Raw genomic sequence first — 14,337 nt, forward strand, 5'->3', positions numbered from 1 at the left:
GCGTGACGGCGACCGCGGACCGGCTCAGTCGTCGGCGACGACCGCCGAGTCGTCGTGGGCGACGAAGCCGTCGTCGGTCGCGCGCTCGGCGACGTGGGGCTGGAAGACCCACGCGGTCAACAGGACGATCGGGATCATCGAGATGGCCACGATCGAGTAGCCGAGATGGAGATTGGCGAGGAACGGCGCGGAGTATACGAGCGGATAGACGATGCCGCCGACGGTGCCGACCCCGCCGACGACGCCCGCGACGGCCCCGGAGCTGTTGGGGAACATCGCCGGCACCTGCGCGAATATCGCGCCCTCGGCGAACGCACAGCCCATGCCGACGAGGAACCCGGTGCCGACCGCGAGCAGCACCTGACCGCTCAGTCCCGCGAGCGTCATCGCGAACATCATTAAGACGACGAAACACAGCGAGACGAACGTCCACTGCTCGCGGTACCGACCCTGAAACACGGGCAGGATGTTCCGCTCGGCGCGCGCCAGTCGGTCGCTCACGTAGCCGCCGATCGGCCGCAGTAGGCCGGCCGCGATCGAGAACGTCGCGGCGAACGTCGCCGCGAGCGTGAGGTTCTGCGTGTTGAACCCTTCCCGGTAGTAGGTCGCGAGCCAGCCGTTCATCGACAGTTCGAGGCCGAACGTCATCACGTACGCCAACGCGAGCACGACCGTCCCGTACCGGGTCGCAGTGTAGATCCAGTCTGTGAAGCTCGCGTTGTCCGCGGTGGCCTGACGCTTCTCCTCGTCTTTGGCCGCCTCGCCGAACACGAAGTAGACGACCGCGAGGAGGATCGAGACGACGCCCGTGTAGAAGAAGGCCGCCCGCCAGCTCGTCTCGAAGAGCGGGCCGCTCCAGTCGGCCGTGAAGACCCGCGGGAGGATGAGCGCGCCGCCGGCCGCTCCGGCGTTGCCGATCCCGGCGTAGACGCCCTCTGCGGTGCCGAGTTCCTCCTCTTCGAACCACTCGGAGACGTGTTGGATGCCGATGACGAACGTGATCCCCGCCGTCGCGACGATCAGCCGCGTGCCGAAGAAGACGGCGTACGACTCGGCGACCGCGCTCCACATCGAGAACACGCCGACGTACGCGAGGACGATGGCGAAGATGGTCGGCGCGCCGAACTTATCGGAGAGCCACCCCGTCAGGATTCGCCCGAACGGCGCGAGCCAGATCGCCGCGCTCGCGAGTAGGCCGATCTCGGCCACCGACAGTCCGAACTCCTCGGCCATCGGCCCGGTGAAGGGCGCGAACGAGAACCAGATCAGAAACGAGAAGTTGAATCCGATCGTCGCGAGCAGCAGCGTCCGGTACTTCGTCATCTTGATCGGGCTCTTCATGCGGCCACCCCCTCCGCGAGTGAGCGCTCGGCCGCCTGCGCCGCCGAAGTGAAACGCCCGTCGACGGAACCGACCGGAAGACGACGGATCGAACACCGATCTGCGGTCTCGATACCCGAACACCACACGCCACCGCACCAAATTCTTCTGATTTTGTGGTTTTTCACGTATATCCGATGTATGTGCATGGTTGAAAAGGCGTTCGCTCAACGAATAACCACCTCAGATGGTGTAAGATACAATATAGCGAAAAAGTGGTTTGGTCGATAATAATTCCACACTATTCAAAAAGAAATTAAATATCGTTTAGTATTCTGCTCTGTAATTAGAATTCCGGACAAATATATCGTTGTTTATCGTACATTATATACCTATATCAGTTCAAACTCCGTCTAACGCGAGTATCGAGACGGGCGTCACTGGAGGCGAAAAGAATCGCACGCGTTGGGCGAATAACGGCGAGAAGGCGGGCTGTGTCGCCCGACCGGCATCGAAGAAAGCGAACGCGTTACCCGGAGACGACGAGTCCGTCGGGGTCCGTCCGCGCGCGCTCCGGGGCGTGAAGCGCGACGGCACACTGCTTAAGGTTCGGTTCGGCGGAGTCGGGATCGACGGCCGACAGCGTCAGTTCGTTGGCGGCCGCGTTGTGGATCGGCAGCCAGATCACGCCGGGCGGCACGCCGTCGTTGGGCGCGACCGCGACCGTGACCGTCGCCCGCCGAGACTGGATGACGGTCTTACCGCGATCGAACGCGGAGAGGTGCTCCGCGATTGTCTCGGGATGTACCCGTGCGGTCGGGAGCCCGCCCTCGTCCTCGCGGGTCCGCACGCCCGTGTTGTACACGCCGTCCGTGCGGCCGGTCGTGAGCGTGAGCGGGTACTCGTCGTCGATCGGCTCCGGAACGCGGCTGTGCGTCGCCGTCGAGAACCGCGCCCGACCGGACTCGGTTTCGAACGACCACTCCCCGTCGTCGTAGTACCGGTAGCCGCCTTGGCTTTCGGCGTCGCGCGCGGGCCAGCGGACGGCCAGCTCCGACGCCAGCCGGTCGTACGAGATCCCCGAAATATCTGCCGTCGTGCCGGCGGTCAGCCCCCGCATCTCGTCGAAGATCGCCTCCGGGTCCAGCGGCGGCTCGTCGAACAGGTCGGGGTGGATCCGGTTGCCGATCGCGGCGATGATGTCGACATCCTGACGAACCGCCTCCGGCGGGTCGGTCGCCGCGGTGATCCGGGAGACGCGGCGTTCCATGTTGATGGCGGTTCCCTCGGATTCGCCCCACGTCGCCGCCGGTAACACCACGTCGGCGCAGTCGACCGTGTCCGATCGGAACGCGTCCTGCACGACGAGGAACGTGTCGTCGAGCGCGTTTCTGACGTGACCGGCGTCCGGCATCCCGGCGACCGGGTTCGTCGCGACCGTCCAGCAGACATCGATGTTGTCGCGGGCGAGCTCGTCGACGATGCGCACGAATCCCGGTCCGGGCGATTCCGGAATCCGACTCAGCGGCACGTCCCACAGATCCGTGACGGCCCGCCGGTTGTCGGGGTCGGAGAACTCGCGGCGTCCGGGCCAGGTCCCCTTCGAGGCGCACACCCGATTTCCCATCGAGTTGGCCTGGCCGGTGAGCGAGAAGGGGCCGGTTCCCGGGCCCATGTTCCCCGTCGCGAGACACAGGTCGATCAGCGCTCGGGCAGTTCCGGTTCCCTGAATGCTCTGGTTGACGCCCATTCCCCAGTAGACGATCGTGTCGGCGTCGAACGCCGCGGCGATGTCGCGGACGCGTTCGACGGGGACGCCGGCAGTCTCGGCGGCCGTCTCGGCGTCCGGGAGCGACTCGACGGTCCGGTCGAAGCCGTCAGTGTGGGCCTCGACGAACGCCTCGTCGACGCCGCCAGACGCGACGACCTCCGCGAGGACAGCGCGCGCGAGCGCCAAGTCCGTTCCCGGGTCTGGCCGGACGTGAACGTCGGCGTCCGCGGCCGTCTTGGTCTCGACGGGATCGACGACGACGAGCTCGCCGTCGTCGTCGGCAGCGCTGTTCGCGATCCAGCGGTAGAGAACGGGATGTGCGACGGCCGGGTTCGCGCCCCACACCACGTGCGTGTCCGCTCGCGGCACGTCGTCGTAGGTCGGCGGCGGAGCGTCGCTTCCGAACGACTGATAGTACGCCGCGACGGCGCTCGCCATACAGAGGGTGGTGTTCGCGTCGTAGTGGCGCGTCCCGAACGCGCCGCGGGCGACCTTCCCGAGCGCATAGGCCGCCTCGTTCGTCTGCTGGCCGCTTCCCAACACCGCGACGTTGTCGGAGCTCTGTCGGAGCGCCTCGACGAGTCGAGTGGTGACGACGCCGAGCGCGGTGTCCCAGTCGGTCGGGCGCAGTTCTCCGCCGCGCCGGATCAGCGGCTCGGTCAGTCGTGCGGCGTCCGGGGCAACCGTCTCTCGAACGCCGCGTTGACACTTGAGTCCGGCACTCGTGGGGTGGTCGGGGTTCCCGCAGACGTCTATCGCGCCGCGCGTTTCCGTCGTGTCCGTCCGCTCGTCCGCACCGGTCTGAAGGTATCCGCAGCCGACCGCACACCGCATACAGGTGGTGGGTTTCCAATCAGTCATCCGTCACTCTCGGAGTCGTTCCGCGATCGTTCAGTTTCGTAGCTGTCTGTTCACACATCGTCGATATCGCTGTTCAGATGTCCGATTACGTTCGCAATAGATAACTGTTTTTGTAATCAAAAACCAAGTAAATGGCACAGTTCGTGAGAACGCCGATATCGACGATGTCAGCAAGCGAGACGCCGATGTGACGGGTGCCACGGGACCGATCAACGGACGGCCGTCCGTGATCGAGACACCCGATCGTTCGTGAACGAAGGTGATGAATTCCGGATCGCGGTTGTCAATCTATGACTTCCATCGGAGAGAAGTGCCGGGGAGAAAAATTCTCATTTTTCATATTGAAATTATTCGTGGCTCGAAGTAGAGATATCCGTCCGTCTGATTCGAGACACGAATTTTTGATTTTTTAAACGGATAGTGTTTTATGCAACGATACAAACTGTGAGTCGTACAAATGAATCAGACGACCACTATATCGGCCGTAGACTGTCCGTTTGGGGAATCAAGTGACAACTGATGGCGAACAAGAAGGAAACGTGGAAAGAGGGGATGTACGGCGACGAGGTTCGCGAGAAGATACTCGAGTTCGCAGAGGAGGGGTGGGACTCGATACCGGAGGACGAACGCGACATGTGGTTCTCGCGGTTCAAGTTCTGGGGCGTGTTCCACCAGCGCTCCGGACAGGAGAGTTACTTCATGATGCGGCTCGCGAACACCAACGGCGTGCTCGAACCCGGGCAGCTGCGCGCGATCGGCGAAGTCGCTCGGGAGTACGCGGCGGGTCCGGTCGCGAACCCGGAGTTCGGAGACGCCTGGATCGACCTGACGACGCGACAGTCGGTCCAGCTCCACTGGCTGAAGCTGGAGGACATCCCCGAGATCTGGGAGAAGCTGGAGTCCGTCGGCGTCACGTCCCGGTCCGCGGGCGGCGACACGATGCGGAACATATCCGGGTGTCCGGTTGCCGGGCGGGATAAACGCGAGTTCGTCGACTCCCAGTCGGTGCTCGACGAGATCAAGACGAAGCTCCGCGACGACGACGACCTCGCGAACATGCCCCGGAAGTTCAACATCAGCGTCACCGGCTGTCGGGAGGGGTGCGCGCAGGACTCGATCAACGGGATCGGCCTCGAACCCGCCGAGAAGACGGTGGCCGGCGAGCAGGTGCGCGGCTTCAACGTCCGCGTCGGCGGCGGGCTGGGCGGCCGCGAGCCGCGCCGGGCGCGGAGCCTCGACGTCTTCGTCGAGCCCGACAACGCCTACGACGTGGTCCGCGGATTCGTCGAGCTCTACTTCGAGCACGGCAACCGCGAGAACCGACAGAAGAACCGGAGCCGCTTCTTCGTCGACGAGCGGGGGGCAGAAGAGATTCGCGAGCTCCTCCAAAAGAAGTACGTCGACTTCGAGCTTCGGACGGCGGGAGAAGATCTGCGCGAGGAGTACACCTACAACGCCGGGAAATCCTCCGATGCGGGCAAACACGATCACGTCGGCGTTCACGAGCAGAAAGACGGCGACTACTACGTCGGACTCTCGGTGCCAATCGGGCGGCTGACAGCCGAGGAGACGATCGAGTTGGCTGACCTCGCCGACGAGCACGGCTCCGGCGCGGTGCGGCTCACCCGCCGGCAGAACCCCCTGATTATGGACGTTCCCGAGGGAGAACTCGACGCACTGTTGGACGCCGACCTGCTCGACACGCACAGCCCGGACCCGAGCGTGTTCACCCGTGGGGCGATGGCGTGTACGGGCACGGAGTTCTGCTCGCTGGCGCTGACGGAGACGAAAGCGCGGATGGCTGCGACGCTCCGGTGGCTGCGAGAAAACGTCACCTTGCCGGACGACGTGGAACAGATCAAGATGCACTACTCCGGCTGCACGGCCGACTGCGGACAGGCCATGACCGCCGACATCGGCTTCCAAGGGATGCGGGCGCGCAAGGACGGCCGGATGGTCGAGGCGCTCGATGTGGGGGTCGGCGGCGGCGTCGGCCCCGAGCCGTCGTTCGTCGAGTGGGTCCGCCAGCGCGTCCCGGCCGACGAGGTTCCCGGGCTGTTGAAGAACCTGCTCGAAGGGTTCGCGGCCGGCCGCGAGTCGGGCCAAACGTTCAGGCAGTGGGTCGAGGCGACCGGGACGGAGGCGATCATCGAACTTGCCGAGCCCGAGGAGACCGACTACGAGGATCCGTGCCTGCACGACGCCAAGCAGTCGTGGTACCCGTTCGCTGACGGGGAGGGACCCGCACCGACTGCCGCCGACGGAACCCCGATCGCGACGGAGAGCGATGACTGACGTGGACGCCGAGCGCGACGGAGCGCCGGCGCGCGGGACGGAGCCGGTCCCGGCGGCGTCGATGGACGTGGCCCCGGAGCTGTTCCCCGCGACGATCGTCCGGAACGACGCCGGAGGGGGCGACGCGTGAACGACCCGGTCCCGACGACGTGTATGCGGTGTGCGGTCGGGTGCGGACACCTCACCGGCCGCGTCGACACGGGGTACGGGATCGACGGCGTTCGCGGCGACGTCGCCCATCCGGTCAACCGCGGGCTCGCGTGCTCGCGCGGTATCGAAGAGACCGCAGACCCCGACGGGACGTGGCTGACTCGGCCGCTCGTTCGCCGCGACGGCGAGCTTCATCCGACCACGTGGGACGTGGCGCTGTCGCGCGTCTCGGAGGCGTTCGGAGAGGCCTTAGAGCGCGACCGCGACGGCGTCGCAGTGTTGGGAAGCGGTCAGCAGACGAACGAGGCGGCGTACGCGCTCGGGAAAGTCGCCCGCGGCGGGTTCGGCACGCGCTACTACGACGCGAACACGACCCTCTGTATGGCCAGCGCCGTGACCGCCTACAACGACGCGTTCGGGAGCGATGCGCCGCCGTGTACGTACGACGACATCGAGGACGCCCGGACCCACGTGGTGTGGGGCGCGAACCCGGCCGTCGCACACCCGGTCATGTTCCGCTGGATCACGGAGAGCGCTGCCGCCGAGAACAGCCGACTCGTCGTCGTCGACCCCGTCGAGACGCAGACCGCGGCGGAGGCGGACCGGCACGTCGCCCTCGAACCGGGGACGGACCTGGCGCTCGCGCGCGCCGTCCTCGCGCGGGCGGTAGAACGCGGCGGCGTCGACGAATCGTTCGTCGAGGCGCACACCGACGGCTTCGACGACCTGCTCGCCGAACTGCCCGATCCGGACGACGCCGCGACGACCGCCGGCGTCGAGCCGGAGACCGTGGACGCGCTGGCGGCTGTGCTCACCGACCCGACTCTCGTCTACTGGGGGATGGGCGTCAACCAGAGCACGCAGGGGACCGCGACCGCCGGAGCGCTCGTCGACCTGTGTCTCGCGACGGGAAACGTGGGCCCGGGAACCGGGCCCTTCTCGCTCACCGGCCAAGCCAACTCCATGGGGACTCGCGTCTGCTCGTCGAAGGGATCGTGGCCGGGGATGCGCCCGTTCGAGGACCCGACCGAGCGCCGGACGATCGCGGCGGCGTGGGACGTGCCCGTCGAGCGGCTTCCCGACGACGCGGGACCCGGCCCGGTCGACACGGTGGCGGCGGTCGACGGCGGCCCGGTCGAGGCCGTCTGGGCTGTCGCGACCAACCCGGCCGCGGGGCTGCCGGACGCGTCGGCGGCCCGCGAGCGGCTCGACGACGCGTTCCTCGTCGTGCAGGACGCGTTCCACACGGAGACGACCGCCCTCGCCGACGTGGTGTTGCCGGCGGCGACGTGGGGCGAGTCCGAGGGGACCGCCATCAACATGGAACGACGCGTCTCACGCGTACGTTCCGCGGCGGAACTCGCGCCCGACATCCGCACGGACCTCGACATCATCACGGCGATCGGCGAGGCGGTCGTTCCCGGTCTGCTCGGCGACCCGGACCCGGAGGCGGTGTTCGACGAGTTCGCGGCGCTCACCGCCGGGACGCCCGCCGACTGCTCCGGGATCTCGTACGATCGCCTCGAAGAGGTGCGGGCGGTGCGGTGGCCGGCACCGACGCCAACCTCGGAGGGGGGATACAGGTACTACGACGACGGGGAGTGGTCGTTCCCAACTCCGTCCGGGCGCGCGCGGTTCTCGACGGCGACGCACGACGGCGTCCCGGAGCCGACCGACGACGAGTATCCCCTCACGCTCACGACCGGCCGCGAGCCCGACGGGTACAACACCGGCGTGCGCTCGCGGGGATCTGACGCGTCCGCGGCCCCGACGGCGCGGGTCAACCCGGAAACAATGTCGGCGCTTGGGATCGCAGACGGGAGGAGCGCCGACGGAGAGCGCGCCGACGAGGAGCACGCCAGCGGAGAGCGCGCCGAGAGCGAGGCGACGAACGACGCCCGCCTCACCACTCGGCGGGGAAGCATCGCCACGCGGGCCGTGTCCGATGAGGCCGTCCCGACCGGGTTGGTCTGGCTGCCGATCCACCACCCTGAGACGAACGCGCTGACGCTCCCGGAGACGGATCCGCGGTCGGACGAGCCGAACTTCAAACAGTGCGCGGTACGGCTGGAGCCGATCGCCGGGGACGCCGCGGCGGGTCGTGCGACCGGACTGGTTGCCGACGACTGACCGGTGCGAGCCGAGACGCGAGCGACGACCGGATTCAGTTCGCCGATTCCGACCTCGCGATTCGGCCAAAATACGCCGAGAGAGACCGCACAGACGTCTGTCGCGACCGGTTTCAGCAAGCCTAATTACGTGGGTCCGTATTCACGGGTATATGGTTGACCGCTACGACGTCGTGATCGCGGGGGCCGGACCGGCGGGGGCGCAGTGCGCCCGCGATCTGGCGACCCGCGGCTACGACGTCGTCGTTCTCGAAACGGAGCCGGAGTCGGAGTTCCCCCGTCAGAGCAACAAATCGACCGCCGGCACCTTCCCGTCGATGATGTCTGCGTTCGGCATCCCCGACGACGTGGTGATGTCGTACACCGACGATGTGGTGTTGGAGTCCCCGAACAGCTACTACGAGAGCTACCAGCCCGGCGCGGTGTTGGAGTTCGCGGAGTTCAAGCAGTTCCTCGTCGAGGACGGCCGCGAGAACGGCGCGGAGTATCGGTTCGACGCGCGCGTCTCTCGCCCGATCCTCGATGACGACGGCGTCGTCGAAGGCGTGCGGTACAACGGCGACGAGACCGTGTACGGCGAGGTTGTGATCGACGCCACCGGGCCGGCCGCTCCGATCGCGAGCGCGCTCGACGTGGTCGATCTGGAGCGCGAAAATCAGGCGATCGGCATCGAGTACGAGATGGAGGGCATCGAGATGAACCACCCGGAGTACGCCGACTTACGGCGCGCGATGATGCTCCGGCTCGACCACGATATCGCGCCGGGCGGCTACTCGTGGATATTCGCTACCGGCGAGGACACCGCCAAGGTCGGGCTCTGCTACATCCAGAACGACCGCCACCGCGAGTTCGCAGACGAGGGACAGACCGTCGACGGCTACCTGAACGAGTGGGTCGAGCGCGACCCGCGGTTCGCGGACGCCGAGAAGATCGACGGAAAGGTCCACCGCGGCTCCGCACACATCCAGATGCCGGACGAGCTGCACACCGACCGCTTCCTCGCCATCGGCGACACGGTCCCCTCCATCGATCCGCTGTGGGGCGAGGGGATCCACAAGGGGATGAAGTCGGCCCGCGCCGCGGCGGCCACCGTCGACCGGTGTCTCACCGACTCCGAGCGTCGCCTCGACGCCGAGAGCCTCGCCGTCTACGAGCGACTCTGGCACCGCGACGTCGCGCCGCGGATGAAATCTCGGCTGATGCTCACGCGACTGTTGTACCTCGCGCCGAACGAACGGTACGACCGGTTCATGCGCGATCTCCGCGCGACCGACGAGAACACGCTTGAGAAGGCGAACCAAGGCGACACCGCGGCGATGGCGAAGCTGCTCCACCTCGACGACCTCCCGCTTTTGGCCACCTTCGCGCGCGAGCACTTCTTCTAGGATTCGGGCGCGTCTTCGGCGCGCCGAGTGGCGAGGTCGCGAACCGCAGCCAACAGCGCCTCGTCGCTCGCGTCGCCGTCGACGGACACGACTCTGTCTGCGGCGGCGAGAACCGCGGCGTTCGGTCCCGTGGGCGCAACCGCGTCGCTCCAGTCCGTGGTACCCGCCGCATCGGAGCGGTCGTCTCGCCCCGCGCGGCCCACCGCGACCGCCACGGCTGCGTCGCTCGCGAGGGCGACCGCAGCATCTCGCTTCGCGTCGCCCACCGGCTCGAACGCCGGGGCGACGACGACCGGAGCGCCTGCGTCGTCTGCCACCGCGGCGGCCGCGTCACCCTCGGGCACGACGCCGAGCGACGGATCGTGCCCGGCGGCGGCGAGGCGGGTGAGCACTCGGGCCGCGTCCCGACCGCTCCCGACGACGTGGACACGGTGGCCGTCTCGGGCGGCGGACGAGTCGTGACCGCGCGGTGCTCCGGGGTCGTCGACCGCGGCGAACGCTGTCACGGCGGGCGACCCGGTCGCCGGGCTCCGGCCGACGAACGCCTCGGCGTCAAAGGCGGCACGCAGGGCGTCCGCGGTTAGCACGTCTTCCGGTGGACCGGCGGCGTGGACTCCGCCATTTGCGAGAACGACGAGTTCGTCGCAGTACCGGGCGGCCATGTCGAGGTCGTGGATCGCCGCGAGCGCGCCGCGCCCGTCGTCGACGAGGTCGCTGACGAGTTCGAGCGTCTCCACGGCGTGGTTCACGTCGAGGCTCGCCGTGGGCTCGTCGAGCACGAGCGCGGGCGTCTCCTGTGCCAGCGCCCGCGCAAGGAGCACGCGCTGGCGCTCGCCGCCCGACACTTCGGTAATCGGCCGGTCGGCGAAACGAGCCACACCGGCGGCGTCCATCGCCTCGCGGACCGCCCGCTCGTCGTCAGGGCCGTGGCCGTCGAACCGACCGAGGTGGGGGGTCCGTCCCATCTCCACGACGTGACGCACCCGGAAGTCGAACGCGAGATTCGTCTCTTGCGGGACGCTCGCGACGCGCCGGCCGCGCTCGCGCGCGGAGAGGTCGGACGCGAGGTCACCGCCCAGTCGAACCGATCCGGCGTCCGGCGTGACCGTTCCCTTGATCGCCCGGAGGACGGTGGTCTTTCCCGCTCCGTTCGGGCCGACCAGTCCGACCAGATCGCCGCGGTCGACGCGGAGGTCGACGCCCGAGACGACGGGGACATCGCCGAAGGCGACCGCAAGGTCCTCGACGGCGACGAGCGGATCGTCTGAGTCGGCCGAGTCGAACGCCGACGAAGCGTCTGCGTCGGACGCCGACGAAACAGCCGAGTCGGACGCCGACTGACCGTCCGGACTCACAGCTCGTGCACCTCGCGGCTCACGAGCAGGTAGACGAAGAAGGGCGCGCCGACGGCGGCGGTGACGATGCCGACGGGCAGTTCCGTGCTCCCCGATCGGGCCATCGTGTCGGCGGCGACGAGGAACGTCCCGCCGGCGAGCGCCGCGGTCGGCAACAGGACGCGGTGGTCCGGCCCGACGACCAGCCGAAGCATGTGCGGGACGATCAGTCCGACGAAGCCGATGACGCCCGCGAAGGCCACCCCCGCCGCGGTGATCAGCGCGGAGGCGCAAAGCAGGATCCGCTTCGTGCGCTCGACGGCGATGCCGAGGCCGCGCGCGTCCTCTTCGCCGAGCAGCAGGACGTTGAGGTCGCGGGCGTACGCGAGAAGCAGGAGGAAAAGCGGGGGCACGACGACCGCGGTGACGGCCACGTCACTCCACGCGGCCCCCGAGAGGTGTCCCATCAGCCACGCGACGACGCGCCGCAGCGACTCGCCGGCCTGCAGTTGGAGGTACGAGATCACCGCACCGAGGAACGTCTGGACGGCCACGCCGGCGAGGAGGAGCGTCGCAACCGGCGTCCGGCCGTGTCTGGTTGCAATCGCGTAGACACCGAACGCGGCCGCGAGTGCACCGGCGAACGCGAAGAGGCTCAACCCGGCACCGTCCGGGACGCCCACGCCGACCGCGCCGACGAGCGGGAGGGAGACGGTGGCAGACAGCGTGACGGGGAACACGATGAACGCGACCGCGCCGACGGCCGCACCCGAGGAGACGCCGATGATCGAGGGGTCGGCCATCGGGTTGCGGAAAAAGCCCTGCATGACCGTGCCGGCGGCCGCGAGCGCGAAGCCGACGAGCGCGGCCAAGAGGATCCGAGGGAGGCGCACGCCGATGACGATCTGGCGGTGAACGTCATCGACGGGAAACGCGAAGGGCGAGCGGTACGCGACATCGACGCCCGGCAACAGCAGCGGGCCGCCGCCGAGCGACGAGAACTCGACGCCGACCGGCACCGCGACCGTGTTCACAACCGCCTTCACGACCGCGGAAGGCGGGACGGAGACCGGGCCGATCGCGGCGCTCACCACCGTCACGGCGGCGAGCGCCGCCGCGAGCGCCGCTGACCACGCGACCGATCGGGTCCACGCACGCATCTGTTTGCCAAGGAGACTTGTGGTAGGTAAGTACTTATTGGGTGCGCGTCGTCGTCGATCCGATGCGACTCAGATCCGTCCTCGGCACGGCTCCATCTGTCTTCGTCGCGGCGCTGCTCGTGACGAGCGCGCTCGCCGGCGGCGTCGCGGCCGCGCCCCCGAGCGAACAGCCAGCGGCAGCGAACGCAGACCACGCCACCGCCGTCGTCTCGGCAGGCCCCGGTGACGAAACGACACCCCAAGCAAGCGACGACGCAGCTCCCGACGCGTGCGGATTTCCGCTCGAACTGACGGACTCGACGGGGACGACGGTCACGCTCGACGAGCGGCCCGAGCGGATCGTGACCACGAACCCCTCGGCCGCACAGACGCTCTGGGAGGTGGGCGCTCGCGACCGCGTCGTCGGCGTGACGCAGTTCGCGGCGTACCTCGACGGAGCCGGCGAAAAGACGGACGTCTCGGCCGAGGGGCTCGGCGTCAGCGTCGAGCGGGTCGTGAACGCCGAACCCGACCTCGTGCTCGCGCCGAACGCCTCTGCCGATCAGGTCGCGGACCTCCGAGAGCAGGGGCTCACCGTCTACCACTTCTCCGCGGCGACGAGCGTGGGAGACATCGCCGAGAAGACGACGACGACCGGTCGACTGGTCGGAAGCTGCGAGGCCGCAGCCGCGACCAACGAGGAGATGAACGCGAGCGTCGCCGCGGTCGAGAACCGGACCGCCGAGATCGATCGGCCGGCCGCGCTGTACCCGCTCGGCGACGGCTTCGTTGCCGGCGGCAACACCTTCATCAACGAGATCATGCAGATTGGCGGCGTCGACAACGTCGCCGCCGACGTGGGCGACGGGTACCCGCAGCTGTCGAACGAGGTCATCCTCGAAACGGACCCCGAACTGATCGTCGTCACCGACCCCGACGCCCCGATCCTCGATGAGAAGCCGTACGTGAGCACGACCGCCGGGATCGAGAACAACTACGTCGTCTTGGATGAGAACTACCTCAACCAGCCCGCCCCGCGCAGCGTGATCGTGACGACCGATCAGTTGGCGACCGCGGTCCAAAACCTCGACGACGACGCGGACGGAACGGGTGAAACTGGCACCCAAGCACCCGGCTTCGGCGTCGCCGCCGCCGTGCTCGCGACGCTCGCGGTCGCGCTGCGAGCGCGGCGAGAGTAGGGCCGGGAGATCGGAAGCGACCTACTGATTTGCCGAGCGCGCGTCGAGCGCGACCGGGATCGACCGCGCGGCCACGTCGCCCGCGAACGCCTCGCCGTCGGCTTCGAGCTTCTCGAAGGTGTCGTAGTGGATCGGGACGACCAGATCCGGGTCCAGTTCCTCGGCGAGGTCGGCCGCGGCGCGGCGGTCGGAAGCGAGCCCGGACCCACAGATGTTCGCGAGGAATATCGACACGTCGAGCTCCGCGAACCCGTCGAGCGCGTCGGAGTCGCCGGGCCAGAACACGGTCCGGTCGGCGATCGAGAGGATGAAGCCGCAGCCGAACCCCGGCGGATGGACCACCGAGCCGTCCGGACCGGCGTTCGGTCCGTCCGGATCGTTGTGCGCCGGAACCGTCCAGAGCGTGACCACGCCGGCGGGCGTGTCGATGTCGACGTGCGCCTCGTCGTCGACGCGGATCACGTCGTAGTCGGCGGCCAGCGAGTCGATCGACTCCACGTCGCGGGCGATGCCGGCCGGGTCGACGGCGTCGTAGATCACGAGCGTCGCGCTATCGGCGGCGACGGACCGGATCCCCTCGGGGTCGTAGTGGTGGTCGTGCGTGACGACGACGAGGTCGCCGTCGCGCGCCCAGTAGTCGTCCAACACGCCGTATCGGCCCGGATCCGTGTACGCAACGATTTCCTCGGCCTCCAGCCGCGCTGTCGCGTAGCCGAGCCACTCCACGGTGAACTCGTCGTATCGAACGGTCATG

Annotated in this window: 10 protein-coding genes; 5 read left to right on the top strand and 5 right to left on the bottom strand. The window is 68.0% G+C overall.

Annotated elements, in window-relative coordinates:
• Nucleotides 1–24: 24 nt before the first annotated feature.
• Complete coding sequence (locus NO887_RS00580) at nucleotides 25–1,323, bottom strand: MFS transporter (protein ID WP_256417009.1); 1,299 nt, start codon at nucleotides 1,321–1,323, stop codon at nucleotides 25–27.
• Nucleotides 1,324–1,849: 526 nt separating this feature from the next.
• Complete coding sequence (gene nasA, locus NO887_RS00585) at nucleotides 1,850–3,952, bottom strand: assimilatory nitrate reductase NasA (RefSeq protein ID WP_256416548.1); 2,103 nt, start codon at nucleotides 3,950–3,952, stop codon at nucleotides 1,850–1,852.
• Nucleotides 3,953–4,471: 519 nt separating this feature from the next.
• On the opposite strand from nasA (NO887_RS00585), the gene NO887_RS00590 reads away from it, so the two are divergent.
• From NO887_RS00590 to NO887_RS00605, 4 genes are all read left to right on the top strand, one after another.
• Nucleotides 4,472–6,247 (top strand): nitrite/sulfite reductase, encoded by a 1,776-nt coding sequence (locus tag NO887_RS00590; protein WP_256416549.1) that lies wholly within the window; start codon nucleotides 4,472–4,474, stop codon nucleotides 6,245–6,247.
• Nucleotides 6,240–6,377 (top strand): hypothetical protein, encoded by a 138-nt coding sequence (locus NO887_RS00595; RefSeq protein ID WP_256416550.1) that lies wholly within the window; start codon nucleotides 6,240–6,242, stop codon nucleotides 6,375–6,377. The genes NO887_RS00590 and NO887_RS00595 overlap by 8 nt, the downstream gene beginning before the upstream one ends.
• A complete protein-coding gene (gene nasA / locus NO887_RS00600) occupies nucleotides 6,374–8,527 on the top strand; it encodes an assimilatory nitrate reductase NasA (RefSeq protein WP_256416551.1) in 2,154 nt (717 codons plus the stop codon). The genes NO887_RS00595 and nasA (NO887_RS00600) overlap by 4 nt, the downstream gene beginning before the upstream one ends.
• Nucleotides 8,528–8,678: 151 nt before the next feature.
• A complete protein-coding gene (locus NO887_RS00605) occupies nucleotides 8,679–9,911 on the top strand; it encodes a digeranylgeranylglycerophospholipid reductase (protein ID WP_256416552.1) in 1,233 nt (410 codons plus the stop codon).
• On the opposite strand, the gene NO887_RS00610 is transcribed toward NO887_RS00605, so the two are convergent.
• Complete coding sequence (locus NO887_RS00610; protein ID WP_256416553.1) at nucleotides 9,908–11,266, bottom strand: ATP-binding cassette domain-containing protein; 1,359 nt, start codon at nucleotides 11,264–11,266, stop codon at nucleotides 9,908–9,910. The two genes, NO887_RS00605 and NO887_RS00610, sit on opposite strands and share 4 nt — an antisense overlap.
• A complete protein-coding gene (btuC, locus tag NO887_RS00615) occupies nucleotides 11,263–12,405 on the bottom strand; it encodes a vitamin B12 ABC transporter permease BtuC (RefSeq protein WP_256416554.1) in 1,143 nt (380 codons plus the stop codon). Before btuC ends, NO887_RS00610 begins: the two co-directional genes overlap by 4 nt.
• 62 nt (nucleotides 12,406–12,467) lie before the next feature.
• Here btuC and NO887_RS00620 point away from each other — a divergent pair, with 62 nt between their 5' ends.
• Complete coding sequence (locus NO887_RS00620) at nucleotides 12,468–13,583, top strand: PGF-CTERM-anchored ABC transporter substrate-binding protein (RefSeq protein ID WP_256416555.1); 1,116 nt, start codon at nucleotides 12,468–12,470, stop codon at nucleotides 13,581–13,583.
• A 21-nt stretch (nucleotides 13,584–13,604) separates the two neighbouring features.
• Here NO887_RS00620 and NO887_RS00625 read toward each other — a convergent pair whose 3' ends face one another.
• Nucleotides 13,605–14,336 (bottom strand): MBL fold metallo-hydrolase, encoded by a 732-nt coding sequence (locus NO887_RS00625; protein ID WP_256416556.1) that lies wholly within the window; start codon nucleotides 14,334–14,336, stop codon nucleotides 13,605–13,607.
• Nucleotide 14,337 lies beyond the last annotated feature (1 nt).

The organism is Halorubrum laminariae, from assembly GCF_024494655.1.
Lineage (GTDB): Archaea > Halobacteriota > Halobacteria > Halobacteriales > Haloferacaceae > Halorubrum > Halorubrum laminariae.

What these genes read in the sequence shown, in the direction of transcription:
- NO887_RS00620 (WP_256416555.1), top strand. Translation starts at nt 12,468, where the DNA reads ATGCGACTCAGATCCGTCCTCGGCACGGCTCCATCTGTCTTCGTCGCG.
- NO887_RS00580 (WP_256417009.1), bottom strand. Translation starts at nt 1,323, where the DNA reads ATGACGAAGTACCGGACGCTGCTGCTCGCGACGATCGGATTCAACTTC.
- nasA (WP_256416548.1), bottom strand. Translation starts at nt 3,952, where the DNA reads ATGACTGATTGGAAACCCACCACCTGTATGCGGTGTGCGGTCGGCTGC.
- NO887_RS00605 (WP_256416552.1), top strand. Translation starts at nt 8,679, where the DNA reads ATGGTTGACCGCTACGACGTCGTGATCGCGGGGGCCGGACCGGCGGGG.
- NO887_RS00595 (WP_256416550.1), top strand. Translation starts at nt 6,240, where the DNA reads ATGACTGACGTGGACGCCGAGCGCGACGGAGCGCCGGCGCGCGGGACG.
- btuC (WP_256416554.1), bottom strand. Translation starts at nt 12,405, where the DNA reads ATGCGTGCGTGGACCCGATCGGTCGCGTGGTCAGCGGCGCTCGCGGCG.
- NO887_RS00625 (WP_256416556.1), bottom strand. Translation starts at nt 14,336, where the DNA reads ATGACCGTTCGATACGACGAGTTCACCGTGGAGTGGCTCGGCTACGCG.
- NO887_RS00590 (WP_256416549.1), top strand. Translation starts at nt 4,472, where the DNA reads ATGGCGAACAAGAAGGAAACGTGGAAAGAGGGGATGTACGGCGACGAG.